The sequence below is a fragment of the Pseudomonas fluorescens NCIMB 11764 genome (genome assembly GCF_000293885.2).
GTDB lineage: Bacteria > Pseudomonadota > Gammaproteobacteria > Pseudomonadales > Pseudomonadaceae > Aquipseudomonas > Aquipseudomonas fluorescens_B.
Window position 1 is genome coordinate 4423111 of sequence record NZ_CP010945.1, and the last position, 14013, is coordinate 4437123.

13 protein-coding genes are annotated in these 14013 nt (G+C 61.8%); 2 read left to right on the forward strand and 11 right to left on the reverse strand.

Features of this window, described 5'->3' with window-relative positions; all coding sequences use genetic code 11:
* Positions 1 to 72 precede the first annotated feature (72 nt).
* The 8 genes from B723_RS20305 to B723_RS20340 form a co-directional block, all read right to left on the reverse strand.
* Entirely contained in the window at positions 73 to 1077 is a 1005-nt protein-coding gene (locus B723_RS20305) for a sugar kinase (RefSeq protein WP_017338631.1), read from the reverse strand.
* Positions 1070 to 1852 carry a sugar phosphate isomerase/epimerase family protein gene (locus tag B723_RS20310; RefSeq protein WP_017338632.1) on the reverse strand — a complete coding sequence of 261 codons (783 nt, stop codon included), beginning with the start codon at positions 1850 to 1852 and terminating at the stop codon, positions 1070 to 1072. Before B723_RS20310 ends, B723_RS20305 begins: the two co-directional genes overlap by 8 nt.
* A gap of 160 nt (positions 1853 to 2012) precedes the next feature.
* Positions 2013 to 3038, reverse strand: coding sequence for a LacI family DNA-binding transcriptional regulator (locus B723_RS20315; protein WP_017338633.1), 1026 nt, complete (start codon positions 3036 to 3038; stop codon positions 2013 to 2015).
* Positions 3039 to 3176: 138 nt separating this feature from the next.
* Complete coding sequence (locus B723_RS20320) at positions 3177 to 3785, reverse strand: LysE family translocator (protein WP_031318875.1); 609 nt, start codon at positions 3783 to 3785, stop codon at positions 3177 to 3179.
* 52 nt (positions 3786 to 3837) lie between these two features.
* Positions 3838 to 4677: an AraC family transcriptional regulator gene (locus B723_RS20325; protein WP_017338635.1), complete on the reverse strand. Its 840-nt coding sequence runs from the start codon at positions 4675 to 4677 to the stop codon at positions 3838 to 3840.
* Positions 4678 to 4753: 76 nt separating this feature from the next.
* Complete coding sequence (locus B723_RS20330) at positions 4754 to 5395, reverse strand: DUF1345 domain-containing protein (protein WP_017338636.1); 642 nt, start codon at positions 5393 to 5395, stop codon at positions 4754 to 4756.
* Positions 5396 to 5557: 162 nt separating this feature from the next.
* Positions 5558 to 8656, reverse strand: a complete 3099-nt coding sequence (locus tag B723_RS20335) for an efflux RND transporter permease subunit (RefSeq protein ID WP_017338637.1) — start codon at positions 8654 to 8656, stop codon at positions 5558 to 5560.
* A gap of 15 nt (positions 8657 to 8671) precedes the next feature.
* Positions 8672 to 9829, reverse strand: coding sequence for an efflux RND transporter periplasmic adaptor subunit (locus B723_RS20340; protein WP_017338638.1), 1158 nt, complete (start codon positions 9827 to 9829; stop codon positions 8672 to 8674).
* Between the two features lie 291 nt (positions 9830 to 10120).
* Between B723_RS20340 and B723_RS20345 the strand changes: the two genes are divergently transcribed.
* Complete coding sequence (locus B723_RS20345; RefSeq protein WP_017338639.1) at positions 10121 to 10822, forward strand: response regulator transcription factor; 702 nt, start codon at positions 10121 to 10123, stop codon at positions 10820 to 10822.
* Between the two features lie 4 nt (positions 10823 to 10826).
* On the forward strand, positions 10827 to 12128 hold the full coding sequence (locus B723_RS20350) for an ATP-binding protein (RefSeq protein ID WP_017338640.1): 1302 nt from the start codon (positions 10827 to 10829) through the stop codon (positions 12126 to 12128).
* Positions 12129 to 12166: 38 nt separating this feature from the next.
* Here B723_RS20350 and B723_RS20355 read toward each other — a convergent pair whose 3' ends face one another.
* From B723_RS20355 to B723_RS20365, 3 genes are read right to left on the reverse strand one after another with little or no spacing between them, the layout of a single operon-like run.
* Complete coding sequence (locus tag B723_RS20355) at positions 12167 to 12934, reverse strand: anti-sigma factor family protein (RefSeq protein WP_017338641.1); 768 nt, start codon at positions 12932 to 12934, stop codon at positions 12167 to 12169.
* Positions 12931 to 13428, reverse strand: coding sequence for an RNA polymerase sigma factor (locus B723_RS20360; RefSeq protein ID WP_202967131.1), 498 nt, complete (start codon positions 13426 to 13428; stop codon positions 12931 to 12933). The genes B723_RS20355 and B723_RS20360 overlap by 4 nt, the downstream gene beginning before the upstream one ends.
* Before the next feature lie 46 nt (positions 13429 to 13474).
* Positions 13475 to 14005, reverse strand: coding sequence for a tetratricopeptide repeat protein (locus B723_RS20365; RefSeq protein ID WP_017338643.1), 531 nt, complete (start codon positions 14003 to 14005; stop codon positions 13475 to 13477).
* Positions 14006 to 14013: the final 8 nt, after the last annotated feature.

The following is a 14013-nucleotide window of genomic DNA, read 5'->3' on the forward strand; positions in this document are numbered from 1 at the left end:
GCTTGTTGTTTTTGTCGCAGCAGGTAACGGGTTCAAATCTTCGGTGATTGAGCAGGCCTCATCGCTAGCAGGCTAGCTCCCACACTGGATCTGTAGGCGACACAAATCCCCTGTGGGAGCCAGCCTGCTGGCGAGAGCGGTTTCGAATTCGGCGGACATTTCGGAACGGGTCGGCAACCCCTCCATATCCCCCCGACTTTGCACTGCCCGGCTGCCGATCCAGTTGGCGCGCTTCACGGCGTCGGCAAAGCTGTGGTTTTCCAGCAGCGCGCTGATCATGCCGACGGCAAAACCATCACCGGCACCGACGGTGTCGACCACGGTTTCCACGGGCACGCCCGCCACGAAACCTTCATCCAGATGCGTGCGGTAATAAGCGCCGTGGGGGCCGAGCTTGATCGCTACGGCTTCGGCGCCCCGGTCGAGGTAAAACGCCGCGATGTCGGCAGGGTCTTCGAAGCCGGTCAGCAATCGGCCTTCGCTCAAACCCGGCAGCACCCAGTCGGCGAGGGCGGCGAGGCGGTTGGTCTCGGTAATCATCTGTTGCGTGCTGGCCCACAGGCTCGGACGCAGGTTTGGATCGAAGGACACACTGCGCCCGGCCTCGCGCATGCGCGTCATCAGTTCGAACGACATCTGCCGCGCCGTTTCCGATAGCGCTGCAGGAATGCCGGTGGCGTGCAAGTGCCGCGCCTTGAGCAACTCGGGGAGGATGGACTGCGGCGACAAGTGACTCGCCGCCGATCCGCGCCGGAAATACTCGACCATCGGGTCGTCGCCATCGTCGGTGCGCGACTTGAGCTGAAACCCGGTCGGGTGTTCAGCATCGATCGCAACGTTACTGCAATCGATGCCTTCCTTTCTCAGCGTGTCGATCACGAACCGACCCAGCGAATCGTCGCCGACCCGGCTCAGCCATGCCACGTTGAATCCCAGTCGCGACAAGCCGATGGCGACGTTGCTGTCGGCCCCGGCAATGCGCTTGTGGAAGTGGTCGACGTTCGCCAGGTCGCCGTTGTGATCCGCGACGAACATGGCCATGGTTTCGCCGAACGACAGGATATCGATCTCAGGCATGAGCGCTCTCCACGCAAGGTTGGCCGAGGCGGGCGAGGGCGGCGACATGCTCGGTGGTGAGCTGCACCAGGTCGTCGCCTTGCAGTGGATATTCCGCGGCCCGCATTACGCCTTGGGCCATGTGCCGCAACAGTTGTTCCCACAGATGCAGGTCGCTGGCGGCAGGCGGTATGGCAACCAGTTTGCCGTCGGCCCGACGCGAGACGGCTTTGCAGTGCACGTAGCCGACATGCCGACCGAGCAGGCGCGCGGCGCTGCTGGCGGACTGGTCCTGCCAGTGCCAGTTGCCGATGTCGAAGGTCATGTTGATCGGCAGATGGTGTTGTTCGACCGCCGCGAAAAAGCGCTGGAAGGGTTCGATGCGTCCACCGTGCAAGGTCTGATCGTTTTCCACCAGCAACTGCACGGCGCTTTTGCCGAGGATCTGTGCGAGGGTCCTGAGGTCGCAGGTATCCGTGAAGTAACCAAGGGACACCTTCAGCCATTTGGCACCGAAAGCCTGGGCGCGTTGCAGGGCGGTGGTCAATTGGGGATTGGGTTTCGACTGCCCGGCCAGCCACAGTTCCATCGGCGAGGAATACACGCTTTCGAGGCCCTTGGCCTGTGCGGCATCGGCCAGTTGTGCGGGGTCTTCGATCGTCAGCAACTCTTCGCGCCATTCGATGCAGTGGGCACCGGCGGCGTACAGGATATCGACGAAACTGCCTTGGCCGCGTTGGCGAACCAGATCTGCGCCGTAGCTGGAGAGGCTGATGGAAACAGGTGGTTTATGCATTGTTCTAGACCTCTGAAACCGGTTTCATTTTTGTTCAAAAAAAAGGATGAAGGTGGTGTGGTGATCTTTCGGGCCTCATCGCTGGCAGCTAGCTCCCACAGTGGATCTGCGAACACGGGCCACTGTGGGAGCTAGCCTGCTAGCGATGTGGCCGGTCCATTCACCGACAGTTTCCAAGGGTCGACCCCCGTTCAATCAACCGCGCCGAAAAATCCAGGGTCCGCACCGGCCCGTCATCCCCACGCAAACGCTTGAGCAAGCACTCAAACGCGCTCGCGCCAATCTCGGCCGTCGGTTGGGCGAGGGCGGTGATGCCGCTGCCCACCAGCGGATACCAATCCAGGTCGTCGAGGGCAATCAGACCGATCTCTTCAAACAGGTTGCACTTCAACTCGCGCAACGCATGGGTGGCGGCCAGCGCCGCAATCCCGTTCGCGCAGAACAGCGCCTTCGGGCCGGGGCCGGGTGTATCGAGAAAGGTTTTGAGGTGTGCCGTGAGCTCACTGCCGGTTTCGATCAGCGTCCCGCGCAGCGCCGAACGCTGGGCGATCTGCGCCTTGAAGCTGACGCTGCGTTCGATCCGAGAACTGGTGCCGTCATACGGTTCGCTCACCATCAGTACATCGCGATAACCGCGATCTTCAAGGTGGGCCATGGCGATCTCGACCGCTTGCGGGTTGTCCAGCCCGACCATGTCGCTTTCAAGGTGCTCGACCTTGCGGTCCACCAGCACCAGGGGCATTTCCCGATGCAGTTCCTGCAAGGCGTCGCGGTGGTGGCCGAGGGTGTTCACGATCAGCCCTTCGATGTTGTAGGAGCGCAGCAGGGCCAGGTGCTGGCATTCCTGCTCGTCATCGCGGTCGGTGTTGCACACCACCAGGCTGTAGCCGTGCTGACGGCAGGCGGTTTCCACCCCGTGCATCACGGCAATCGAATAGGGGTTGCGAATGTCGGCGACCAGCATGCCGATCAGGCGGGTCCGCCCGCGTTTCAGGCCGCGAGCCATCTGGTTCGGCTGATAGCCCAATTCGGCAATCGCCTGTTCGATGCGCAAGGCCGTCGCATCGGACAGCAAGGCGCGATCATCGCCGATGAACCGCGACACGCTGGCCTTGGAGACTTTGGCGTGCTCGGCAACATCAAGCATGGTGACGCGGCTGCGTTGGGCGGCGGAGAAATCGTTCACGGGCTGAAACCTTCTTATTGGAGTTATAAGGTTCGTGCGATCGGGATGGCACTGAAACCGGTTTCAGAAGACAGCAAAACCCAATTCACTGTCAAGTCCTGCATCGTCGATTGTCCGACAATGGCCGACGAATGGGATTCAGGCCCAAAGACTCAACCAGGCCGAACCCAACAGCAACAGAGCCATGCAGCGATTGAAACGCTGCATCGCCCGGGGCGAGCGCAACCACTGCGCAGACCCCGCGCCTAGCAATGCCCAGACCCCAAGGCACGGCAGGGATATCAGGAAAAACGCGAGGGACAAATACATCACGTGAACCAGGCGCTGTTCACCGCCCCCGGCAAAGACACTGACCACGGCCAGCGCCATCATCCAGGTTTTCGGGTTGATCAATTGCAGGCCGGCGGCGCCCACCCACCCGAGTCGGGCATCGGTGTCCCGCGCGGTCACGGCTTCGGCCGGGGCGCTGAAGATCTGCCAGGACAGGTAACTCAGCCAGGCCACGCCGATCCACTGCATCGCGGTTTGCACCGAGGGCAACGCGGTCAGCGAGGAGCCGGTGCCGCTACCGACCAACAACACAATGGTCGCAGCACTGGCGCAGGCGCCAAAAATGATCGGCACGGCGGCGGCCAGCCCGTAGCGGGCGCTGTTGCTCAACACCAGAATGTTGGTCGGACCGGGCGTGATCGACGCCACGAACGCAAAAAACAGGAAGGGCAGTAACGTCGGGAAAGTGGACAACATCGCAGGCAAACTCCGCTGAAGATCGTTGAAGCCGATCTTCACAACCCCGCGATCAACTGTCTGGAAGATTTGAGCAGCGCTTGCGATACAACGCTGGCGTCAGGCCATAAGCCCGTACAAACCAGCGCCCCAGATGGCTCTGATCGGCAAATCCCAGTGCCATCGCCACCGCCGCCGGTTGTTCGCCACGGGCCAGCATTCGCCTCGCCGTGGCCAGGCGCAATTGCACCAGATACGCGTGGGGTGGCATGCCGTAGGCAGCCTTGAAAGCGCGGGTCAGGCGGAAACGGTCGACGCCTGTTGCGGCGGCGAGTTGATCGAGACCGATGTCCTCGTGAGCATGTGCGTGCAGATACTCCCGAGCCTTGTGCGCCACCAATGGTAAACGCGGGTCCTCGCCGTAACGGGCGCGCCAGTGCAAATGAGTGGTGAGGCGTTCGAGCAAACCGTCGAGGGCGGTCTGGCGGACGATTTTCAGTTCACCCTGATGCAGCGCCTGAAATGCTTGGCTGGTGGCATTGGCCAGACGTATGTCGGTGGCCAGTGTCTTGGCGAAGCTCAACTGACTGGTGTCGGGCGCGTTGTCGAAAACAGCGCTGAGTTCGCGCTGCAACCACTGCGGGTTGAGGTACAGCATGCGGTAGGTGAAACCGTCGACCGTCGGCGCTTCGCCGTCATGAATATCACCCGGCTCAAGCAAGAACACCTTGCCCGGCGTGCTCTGGTGTCTGGCCCGCCGACAGTTGAACTGCTGAACCCCTTGTTCGGTGACCCCCACCAGATAGCTGTCATGCCAGTGCGGATCGTAGGCGTGGCCCTCGAAATGCGCGCGCAGCGTCTCGATACCGGTGTCGGCGTCCTGGGCCAGGTCGATCCAGTTGTGAGTGGTCATGCTGCACCTGTGAGACGGATTGCCGACTTATTTAACGCCCGTGGCGAGGGCGATGCCTAGAACGTTTGTGCACGAATCAGTTGAACAGGCCTGCGGCGATGTTGATCGAAAAGCCGAGGATCGCCGTGTTGAACAGAAAACCGATCAGCGATTGCGCCAGCACAATCTTGCGCAGATCCCGGGTTGCCACGCCGACATCGGAAGTCTGCACCGCCGCGCTGATGGTAAACGAGAAATACAGGAAGTCCCAGTAATTGGGGGTGGTCAGGCCTTCGGCGAAACGCAGTGCCGGGTCTTTTCCATCCCAGGTGTAGAACAGACGGGCGTAATGCACGCTGAAAATCACCCCGATCAGCAGCCATGAACCGATCACGGTCAGCGCGGTGAAACCGTAGTGCAGCAGCTTGCGGGTGGTTTCCAGTTCCCGGCTGCCGGCGAGTTCGAAACCAATGGTCGCCAGGCTCGCAATCGCAGCGATGCACACCACGAACAGCACCATTCCAGCGTTTTCATCTTCGACCTCGGCGATGCGCTTCACGTCCGGCGCTTTGGAGCGTGCAGTGAGCCAGAGCATCAGCAGGAGGTAGGTCCAGACACCGGCGTTCCAGCCGAAGAGAATTTTGCTGATGATCGAGTCGGCCGGAGCCAGAATGCCCACCGCGACGCCGAGCGTGACGGCAGCGGACAGGCGAGGGTGGGTGCGGGGGAGGAGGGGCATTGGAGTTCACAGAGGCAGAAGTCTGCCCACCATAGCCCAGGTAAACACGTTTTTGTAGGCGCTGCCGAAGGCTGCGATCTTTTGAGGTTGCAGAAGACTGCCGAAAGGCAAGATCAAGGATCGCAGCCTTCAGCAGCTCCTGCAGGGGATGAGCCATGTCGGTTAGCGATCTTTATGCCGCTTGCGCACCAGTTTCATCACCACCACAAAAAACACCGGCACAAACACCACCGCCAGTGTCGCGGTGATCATCCCGCCAATCACCCCGGTGCCGATGGCCTGCTGGCTCGCCGAGCTGGCACCGGTGGCGATCGCCAGCGGCACTACGCCGAGGATGAACGCCAGGGACGTCATGACGATCGGCCGCAGGCGCAGGCGCGCGGCTTGCAGCGTGGCGTCGATCAGGTCGTGACCTTCGTCGTACAGGCTCTTGGCGAATTCGATGATCAGGATCGCGTTCTTCGCCGACAGGCCGATGATGGTGATCAGCCCGACCTTGAAGAACACGTCGTTGGGCATTCCGCGCAAGGTCACTGCCAGCACCGCACCGAGTACGCCGAGCGGCACCACCAGCAGCACCGAGGTCGGAATCGACCAGCTTTCATACAACGCCGCCAGGCACAGGAACACGATCAGCAACGACAAGCCGAGCAGAATCGGTGCCTGACTGCCGGACAGCCGTTCCTGCAACGACAACCCGGTCCATTCCTGACCCAACCCTGCAGGCCCTTGCGCGACCAGCCGTTCGATTTCCGCCATGGCTTCACCGGTGCTGTGACCCGGTTTCGGTTCGCCGGAAATACTGATCGCCGGGTAGCCGTTGTAACGGGTCAATTGCGCCGGTCCCTGGGTCCATTTGGCCTGGACGAAGGCCGAGAGCGGTACCATTTTCCCGCTGCTGTTGCGCACATGGATCTTCAGCAGATCGGCGACCTGACTGCGCTGATCGCCTTCAGCCTGAACCACCACCCGTTGCATCCGCCCCTGATTGGGGAAGTCGTTGATGTAGGCCGAACCGACAGCAGTGGACAGCACGCTGCCGACGTCGGCGAACGAAACCCCCAACGCATTCGCCTGTTTGCGGTCCACGATCAGTTGCACCTGCGGCGCTTCGGCCAGCGCGCTTTCGCGCACGTTCATCAGGATCGGGCTTTTCTCGGCAGCCGCCAGCAACTGGGTGCGCGCCTGCATCAGCGTGGCATGGCCGAGGCCGCCACGGTCCTGCAAGCGGAACTCGAAACCGCTGGAGGTGCCGAGGCCGTCCACCGGTGGCGGCAGGACCGAGAACGCCATAGCGTCCTTGATCTGGCTGAACGCGATGTTGGCGCGGTCGGCAATCGAACTCGCCGAGTCGTCGTTGCCGCGATCCGACCAGTCTTTCAACGTGGTAAAAGCCAGCGCCGCGTTCTGCCCGCTGCCGGAGAAGCTGAAGCCGAGGATCACCGTGCTGTCGCCAACGCCGGGTTCCTTGGCGTTGTGGGCTTCGATCTGCTCGACCACCTGCACCGTGCGATTCTTGCTCGCGCCGGGCGGCAATTGAATGTCGGTGATGGTGTAACCCTGATCCTCCACCGGCAGGAACGAAGAGGGCAGGCGACTGAAACACAAGCCCAGGCCGATCAGCAATACGCCATAGATCATCAGGTAGCGGCCGCTGCGTTTCAGCGCATAGGCGACCCAGCCCTGATAACGCTCGGTCAGTTGCTCGAAGCGCTTGTTGAACCAGCCGAAGAAACCGCCCTTGGCGTGATGGTCGCCCTTGGCAATCGGCTTGAGCAGCGTTGCGCAGAGCGCCGGGGTCAAGGTCAGGGCGAGGAACGCCGAGAACAGAATCGAGGTGGCCATCGACAACGAGAACTGCCGGTAAATCACCCCGACCGAACCCTGCATGAACGCCATCGGAATGAACACCGCCACCAGCACCAGGGTAATGCCGATGATCGCGCCGGTGATCTGCTTCATCGCCTTGCGGGTCGCCTCTTTCGGCGACAGGCCTTCGGTGACCATGATCCGCTCGACGTTCTCCACCACGACGATGGCGTCGTCCACCAGAATGCCAATGGCCAGCACCATGCCGAACATGGTCAGCACGTTGATCGAGAACCCCAGCGCGAGCATGGTCGCAAAAGTGCCCATCAGCGCCACCGGCACCACCAGGGTCGGGATCAGCGTGTAGCGGATGTTTTGCAGAAACAGGAACATCACCGCGAACACCAGCACCATCGCCTCGACCAGGGTGTAAACCACTTTGGTGATCGAGACTTTGACGAAGGGCGACGTGTCGTAGGGGATCTTGTATTCGACGTTGGCCGGGAAGTAGCGCGCCAGTTCATCCATCTTCGCCCGCACCAGCGTTGCGGTGCTCAGGGCATTGGCGCCAGGCGACAACTGCACGCCGACGGCGGTGGACGGCTTGCCGTTCAGGCGCGTGCCGAACTGATATTCCTGGCTGCCGATCTCGACCCGCGCCACATCGCCGATGCGCACCGTCGAACCGTCAGCATTGGCCTTGAGCACGATGTCGGAAAATTCTTCCGGGGTCGACAGCTGGCCTTTCACCAGAATGGTCGCGGTGATTTCCTGTGTGGTGCGGGTCGGCAGATCGCCGATGCTGCCAGCCGAGACCTGCGCGTTCTGCGCGACGATGGCCGCGTTGACGTCGGCCGGTGTCAGGTTGAAACCAATCAGCTTCTGCGGGTCGATCCAGATCCGCATCGCCCGTTCGGCACCGTACAGCTGAGCCTTGCCGACACCGTCCAGACGCTTGATCTCGTTCATCACGTTGCGCGCCAGGTAATCGCTGAGCGCCACGTCGTCGAGCTTGCCATCAGTGGAGGTCAGGGTGATCAGCAGGAGGAAGCCGGCGGAGACTTTCTCCACTTGCAAGCCTTGCTGATTGACCGCTTGCGGCAGGCGTGACTCCACGACTTTCAGGCGGTTCTGCACATCCACCTGGGCCATTTCCGGGTTGGTGCCCGGCTGGAAAGTCGCCTTGATCGTGGCGCTGCCGAGACTGCTTTGGGACTCGAAATACAACAGATGATCGGCGCCGTTGAGCTCTTCCTCGATCAGGCTGACCACGCTTTCGTCCACGGTTTGCGCCGAGGCGCCGGGGTACACGGCATTGATTTCGATCTGCGGCGGCGCGACATCGGGGTACTGCGCCACCGGCAACTGTGGAATGGCCAAGGCGCCAGCCAGCAGGATGAACAGGGCAACCACCCAGGCGAACACCGGGCGATCGATAAAGAACTGCGGCATAAAAAAGCGTCCTGCTTACTGACCAGTGGCCTGGGCAAGTGGAAGAGGGGAATCGTCGATCTGCACTTTCTCGCCGGGCTTGGCGTGTTGCAGGCCTTCGATGACGATGCGGTCGCCGGGCTTGAGGCCTGCGGTGACGATCCAGCGATCGTTTTGCACGGCGCCCAGCTCGACCGGTTGCTGGCCGACCCGTTGATCCGCGTCGAGCAACAGCACCTGAGCAATACCGGCGCTGTCACGCTGGATTGCCCGTTGCGGCACGCTGATGCCTTGCTGATTCACCGCTTGCTCCAGCCGCACCCGCACAAAGCTGCCGGGCAGCAAGTCGAGGTCCGGGTTGGGGAACTCGCTGCGCAGGATGATCTGGCCGGTGCCCGGGTCGACAGTGATGTCGGTGAACAGCAGCTTGCCCGGCAACGGATAAAGGCTGCCGTCGTCCTGGATCAGCGTGGCTTTGGCCTGGCCCTGACCCACTTCCTGCAACTGACCGGAACGGAAGGCACGACGCAGGTCGTTGAGTTCACGGGTCGATTGAGTCAGGTCGGCATGAATCGGGTTCAGCTGCTGAATCAATGCCAGTGGCGTGGTTTCGTTCTGCCCGACCAACGCACCTTCGGTGACCAGTGCACGGCCGATGCGCCCGGAAATCGGCGCGGTGACGGTGGCGTAGCCGAGGTTGAGTTTCGCCCGCTCCACGGCGGCCTTGTTGGCGGCGACCTCGGCGGCGGTTTGCCGCACGGCGGAACGCGCGTTGTCGTAGTCCTGGCCGCTGATGGCATTGCCTTCGATCAACTGGGCATAACGCTGCTCTTGCAGGCGCGCCTGAAAGGCATTGGCCTCGGCTTTTCGCAGTTCCGCTTCGGCACTGTCCAGGTCAGCCTTGAAAGGGGCAGGGTCGATGCGAAACAGCACGTCGCCTTTCTTCACATCGCTGCCTTCGTGGAAGACCCGTTGCAAAACGACGCCGGCGACACGGGCGCGAACTTCGGCGATCCGGGGCGCGGCAATCCGCCCGCTCAGTTCGCTGGTGATCGACAGAGGCCGGGCGTCGAGGGTTTCGACGCGCACGGTGGCCAATGGCGCCTGTTCTTCGGCGTTGGAGGACTTGTCACAAGCGCTCAGCGTCATCGCCAGTGCCAGCAGGCTGAGCTTGGCAAGCAGGTTCTTTGACATGTAAATACCCCAATAATGAACTCCCGCATCCTACGGGGAGGCGACGAGGGTAGCGGTGAAGCTTTGTTGGTGCTGTGTGAAATTGTGTAAGGGTTTTACTCAGGCAGGGGTGAGGGCGTATATCCTTTGTGGCTTGATTCTTTCAGCGCTTGTCATGCTGCCATCGCTAGCAGGCTATCTCCCACAGGGGTTGGTGAGCACAGATTTTGTGAACATCCCCTATCAACTGTGGGAGCTAGCCTGCTAGCGATGCCGGCACAACAGGCGCCACTGCACTTTCTGGAAACACCCATGCCCAACATCCTCCTGGTCGAAGACGACACCGCGCTCTCCGAACTGATTGCCAGCTACCTGGAACGCAACGGTTATTCCGTCAGTGTGATCAGCCGAGGCGATCACGTGCGCGAGCGCGCGCGGATCAATCCGCCGGACCTGGTGATCCTCGACCTGATGTTGCCGGGCCTCGACGGCCTGCAAGTCTGCCGCTTGCTGCGCGCGGACTCGGCCACGCTGCCGATCCTGATGCTGACCGCCCGGGACGACAGCCACGATCAGGTGCTGGGCCTGGAAATGGGCGCCGATGACTACGTCACCAAACCTTGCGAACCCCGTGTGTTGCTGGCCCGCGTCCGTACGCTGTTGCGCCGCAGCAGCCTTAGCGAGCCGCAGACCGCCAACGACCGCATTCTCATGGGCAATCTGTGCATCGACCTGTCCGAGCGCACCGTGACCTGGCGCGAACAACTGGTCGAACTGTCCAGCGGCGAATACAACCTGCTGGTGGTGCTGGCCCGACATGCCGGTGAAGTGCTGAGTCGCGACCAGATCCTGCAACGCCTGCGCGGTATCGAATTCAACGGTACCGACCGTTCGGTGGACGTGGCGATCTCCAAGTTGCGGCGCAAATTCGACGATAACGCTGGCGAAGCGCGCAAGATCAAGACCGTGTGGGGCAAGGGTTATCTGTTCAGCCGCTCCGAATGGGAATGCTGAGGCGATGTTCAGAATCCTGTTTCGCCTGTATCTGGTGACGATCGTCTCCTACAGCGCGGCGATTTATCTGGTGCCGGACGTGGTGATCAAGGTCTTCCAGGAGCGCTTCGTCACCTACAACCTCGATTATTCCCGCGGGCTGCAAACCCTCATCGTCAAGCAGTTCCACGCCGTGCCCGAGGCACAATGGCCGGCGTTGGCGAGCGAAATGGACAAGGAATTCAACCCGCTGCGCATCGTGCTGACCGGCAGTGACGATCCTGGCTTGACCCCGGCAGAGCAGCAGCGTCTGCAGCGTGGCGAAAGCGTGGTGCGCATTGGCGACTGGGGCTGGCGCACCTTGGCGGTGACCCCGTTGAACCCACAAACGGTGGTGCAAATGGTCGTGCCGCCGGACCCGCTGGACGTCAATCTGTTGTACTGGAGCATCAACGTGCTGATCGGTGCGACGATGCTGGCGTGTCTGCTGGCCTGGCTGCGCCCGCACTGGCGCGATCTGGAACGCCTCAAAGGCACCGCCGAGCGCTTCGGTAAGGGGCACTTGAGTGAGCGCACGAAGATTTCCGCCAGCTCCAACATCGGTAGCCTGGCCCACGTGTTCGACACCATGGCGGGCGACATTGAAAACCTGCTCAACCAGCAGCGGGATTTACTCGACGCGGTCTCCCACGAGCTGCGCACGCCGCTGACACGGCTGGACTTTGGCCTGGCCCTGGCGCTGTCCGACGACTTGCCGGCCGCCAGCCGCGAGCGTTTGCAAGGCCTGGTTGCGCACATCCGCGAACTCGACGAACTGGTGCTGGAGCTGCTCTCCTACAGCCGCCTGCAAAACCCGGCGCGTTTGCCGGAACAGGTCGAAGTGTCGCTGGACGAATTCATCGACAGCATTCTGGGCAGTGTCGACGAAGAACTGGATTCTCCGGAAATCGTGATTGACGTGCTGCTTCACGGCCAGCTCGAACGCTTCAGTCTCGACCCGCGCCTCACCGCTCGCGCCATTCAGAACCTGCTGCGCAACGCGATGCGCTATTGCGAGAAGCGCATTCAGATTGGTGTGAAGGTCTGCGCAAAGGGGTGCGAAATCTGGGTCGATGACGACGGGATCGGCATTCCCGATGACGAACGTGAGCGGATTTTTGAGCCGTTCTACCGCCTGGACCGCAGTCGGGACAGAGCGACGGGCGGGTTTGGATTGGGGCTGGCGATCAGCCGAAGGGCGCTGGAGGCGCAGGGCGGTACACTCACGGTCGAGCCTTCACCGCTGGGGGGCGCGCGGTTTCGGTCGTGGCTTCCCACCCCTGCATGAATCAGCGCAATTCCTGAGGCGAGGCGCGACCTGTTTGATCAAGCGCTCAACCGGCCGCGCAGCACCTTCGCCATCTCTTCCAGTTCCGACGCCGGGTTATGTCCGATCAGCATCCACGCATGCTCCATATCGGCCCAATACACCACGTTCATCCCGTGCCGACGCTCGTGTGCGAAGTGTCGGCTGCCGCTGTTGGAGCGGGTGACGCACAGCGCCATGGGGCCATGCGCCGGGTCCAGATAAGTAATCTGGGCGATGGGCATGCCGTCGTACTCGAGGATTTGCGCGCGCTTGAGTTCGGCGCGTGGCAGGGCCAGTGCCCCTGGTAAAAGGCTCAGCCCCAGGCGAGCGTCGATGGTGCGCAGTTGCGCACGTTGCGTGGCTTCGTCGTTGGGCAGGTGTTCCAGGGTTTGTGGCACATAAAGCACCATGTAGTCCGCCACCAGACCACGCCAGTTGTTCTTCTGCTGACTCGCCTGCCAGCCCAGGAACAACCGGTCCGCCAGCACACCGCTCACCACCAGGCCGGCCGCGGCGGCAAGAAACCAGCGTCGACTCATCGCCGGCGGGGCTGGCGAGGGCAAGGTGTCGAGCATGGCGTGCAAGCGGTCCAACGGTGCCTGTTGTGTCACTTTCTCGTAGGCCTCCCGGAATGGCAGGCTGCTGCGGGCCAGCCATTGCAGGCGCAGGTTGAGCGTCGAATCTTCGGCGATGGCCGCGTCGATACGGCTGCGCTGGTCGCTATCGAGCTGGTCGTCAAGGTAGGCCACCAGTTGCTCATCCGACGGTTTCGCGTGATCGTTCATCGACGTTCTCCGGTGGTGGGGTTCGGCACGGCGTGCAACGGCGGATACTCGGCCAGTTTCGCCCGTGCAGCGGCCAGTCGGCTCATGACCGTGCCGATGGGCACGTCCAGCACTTCAGCGACTTCGCGATAGGACAAGCCTTCGACGTAGGCCAGAAAAACGGTTTCGCGCTGGGCTTCGGGCAGTGCATCGACGCGCCGGATCACCTGCGTCGCGAGCACGTGGGTTTGCGCGACATGCTCACCGTCGAACGACAAGGCGTTGTCGGCATCCACCAGCCCCTGGCCCTGACGCACCCGCCGCGAGCGCACTTCGTTGAGCCAGATCGAATGCAGGATGCTCAGCAGCCAGCGGTCCATGCGGGTGCCGGGGACAAATTGCCCGGCTCGTTCAAGCGCCCGCACGCAGGTGGCCTGCACCAGGTCTTCGGCGACATGCCGTTGCCGGGACAGCAGCAGGCCGTAGCGCCATAAACGCGCCAGGTGCTGGCCCAGCTCTGCCCGTATTGCCTGATCGCTGGCGATGGCGACCTCCGTCCCGTCAGGTTTTCGATGATTCGTGGATGGCTTCGGCCAGGTCCTGGTATTCCTCACAGGTGTTGCCGCAAATCGATTTGATCTGCTGCAACTGCTCTTGTGCAAGGTCCAGGCGGCCTTTGATCACATAAGCTTCGCCGAGGTACTCGCGGACTTGCGCGTACTGTGGATCGAGTTCGACCGATTTCAGGTAATAACCAATGCCCTCGTCGGTGCGCCCCAGTTTACGCGTGGCATAGCCGCGGTAGTTAAGTGCCTTGGCGGTGTTCGGGTTTTTCAGCGTATCGAGCAAGGCCAGGGCTTCTTCATAACGCCCGTCCTTGGCCAGGCGGTAGGCGTAGTCGGTGCGATCGGCGTCCGGTACGAGGCTACTGGTCTGCATCACGCATTTCTGCGATTTGCTGTCCCAGACCTGGCCTTTGGGGCAATTGGGTTTGGCGGGTTCTTCGTCATCGCCATTGGCCAATGCCAGGGAGCTGGACAATGCAACGGCGAGCAGCAGTGGGGCACTAAAAACAGCAAAACGGCTATTCATGGCGAAGC

Excerpts from the sequence above, each read along its gene's own strand:
- B723_RS20340 (WP_017338638.1), bottom strand. The coding sequence starts at position 9,829 with ATGTCAAAGAACCTGCTTGCCAAGCTCAGCCTGCTGGCACTGGCGATG.
- B723_RS20355 (WP_017338641.1), bottom strand. The coding sequence starts at position 12,934 with ATGAACGATCACGCGAAACCGTCGGATGAGCAACTGGTGGCCTACCTT.
- B723_RS20365 (WP_017338643.1), bottom strand. The coding sequence starts at position 14,005 with ATGAATAGCCGTTTTGCTGTTTTTAGTGCCCCACTGCTGCTCGCCGTT.
- B723_RS20305 (WP_017338631.1), bottom strand. The coding sequence starts at position 1,077 with ATGCCTGAGATCGATATCCTGTCGTTCGGCGAAACCATGGCCATGTTC.
- B723_RS20330 (WP_017338636.1), bottom strand. The coding sequence starts at position 5,395 with ATGCCCCTCCTCCCCCGCACCCACCCTCGCCTGTCCGCTGCCGTCACG.
- B723_RS20320 (WP_031318875.1), bottom strand. The coding sequence starts at position 3,785 with ATGTTGTCCACTTTCCCGACGTTACTGCCCTTCCTGTTTTTTGCGTTC.
- B723_RS20345 (WP_017338639.1), top strand. The coding sequence starts at position 10,121 with ATGCCCAACATCCTCCTGGTCGAAGACGACACCGCGCTCTCCGAACTG.
- B723_RS20350 (WP_017338640.1), top strand. The coding sequence starts at position 10,827 with ATGTTCAGAATCCTGTTTCGCCTGTATCTGGTGACGATCGTCTCCTAC.
- B723_RS20335 (WP_017338637.1), bottom strand. The coding sequence starts at position 8,656 with ATGCCGCAGTTCTTTATCGATCGCCCGGTGTTCGCCTGGGTGGTTGCC.
- B723_RS20310 (WP_017338632.1), bottom strand. The coding sequence starts at position 1,852 with ATGCATAAACCACCTGTTTCCATCAGCCTCTCCAGCTACGGCGCAGAT.
- B723_RS20325 (WP_017338635.1), bottom strand. The coding sequence starts at position 4,677 with ATGACCACTCACAACTGGATCGACCTGGCCCAGGACGCCGACACCGGT.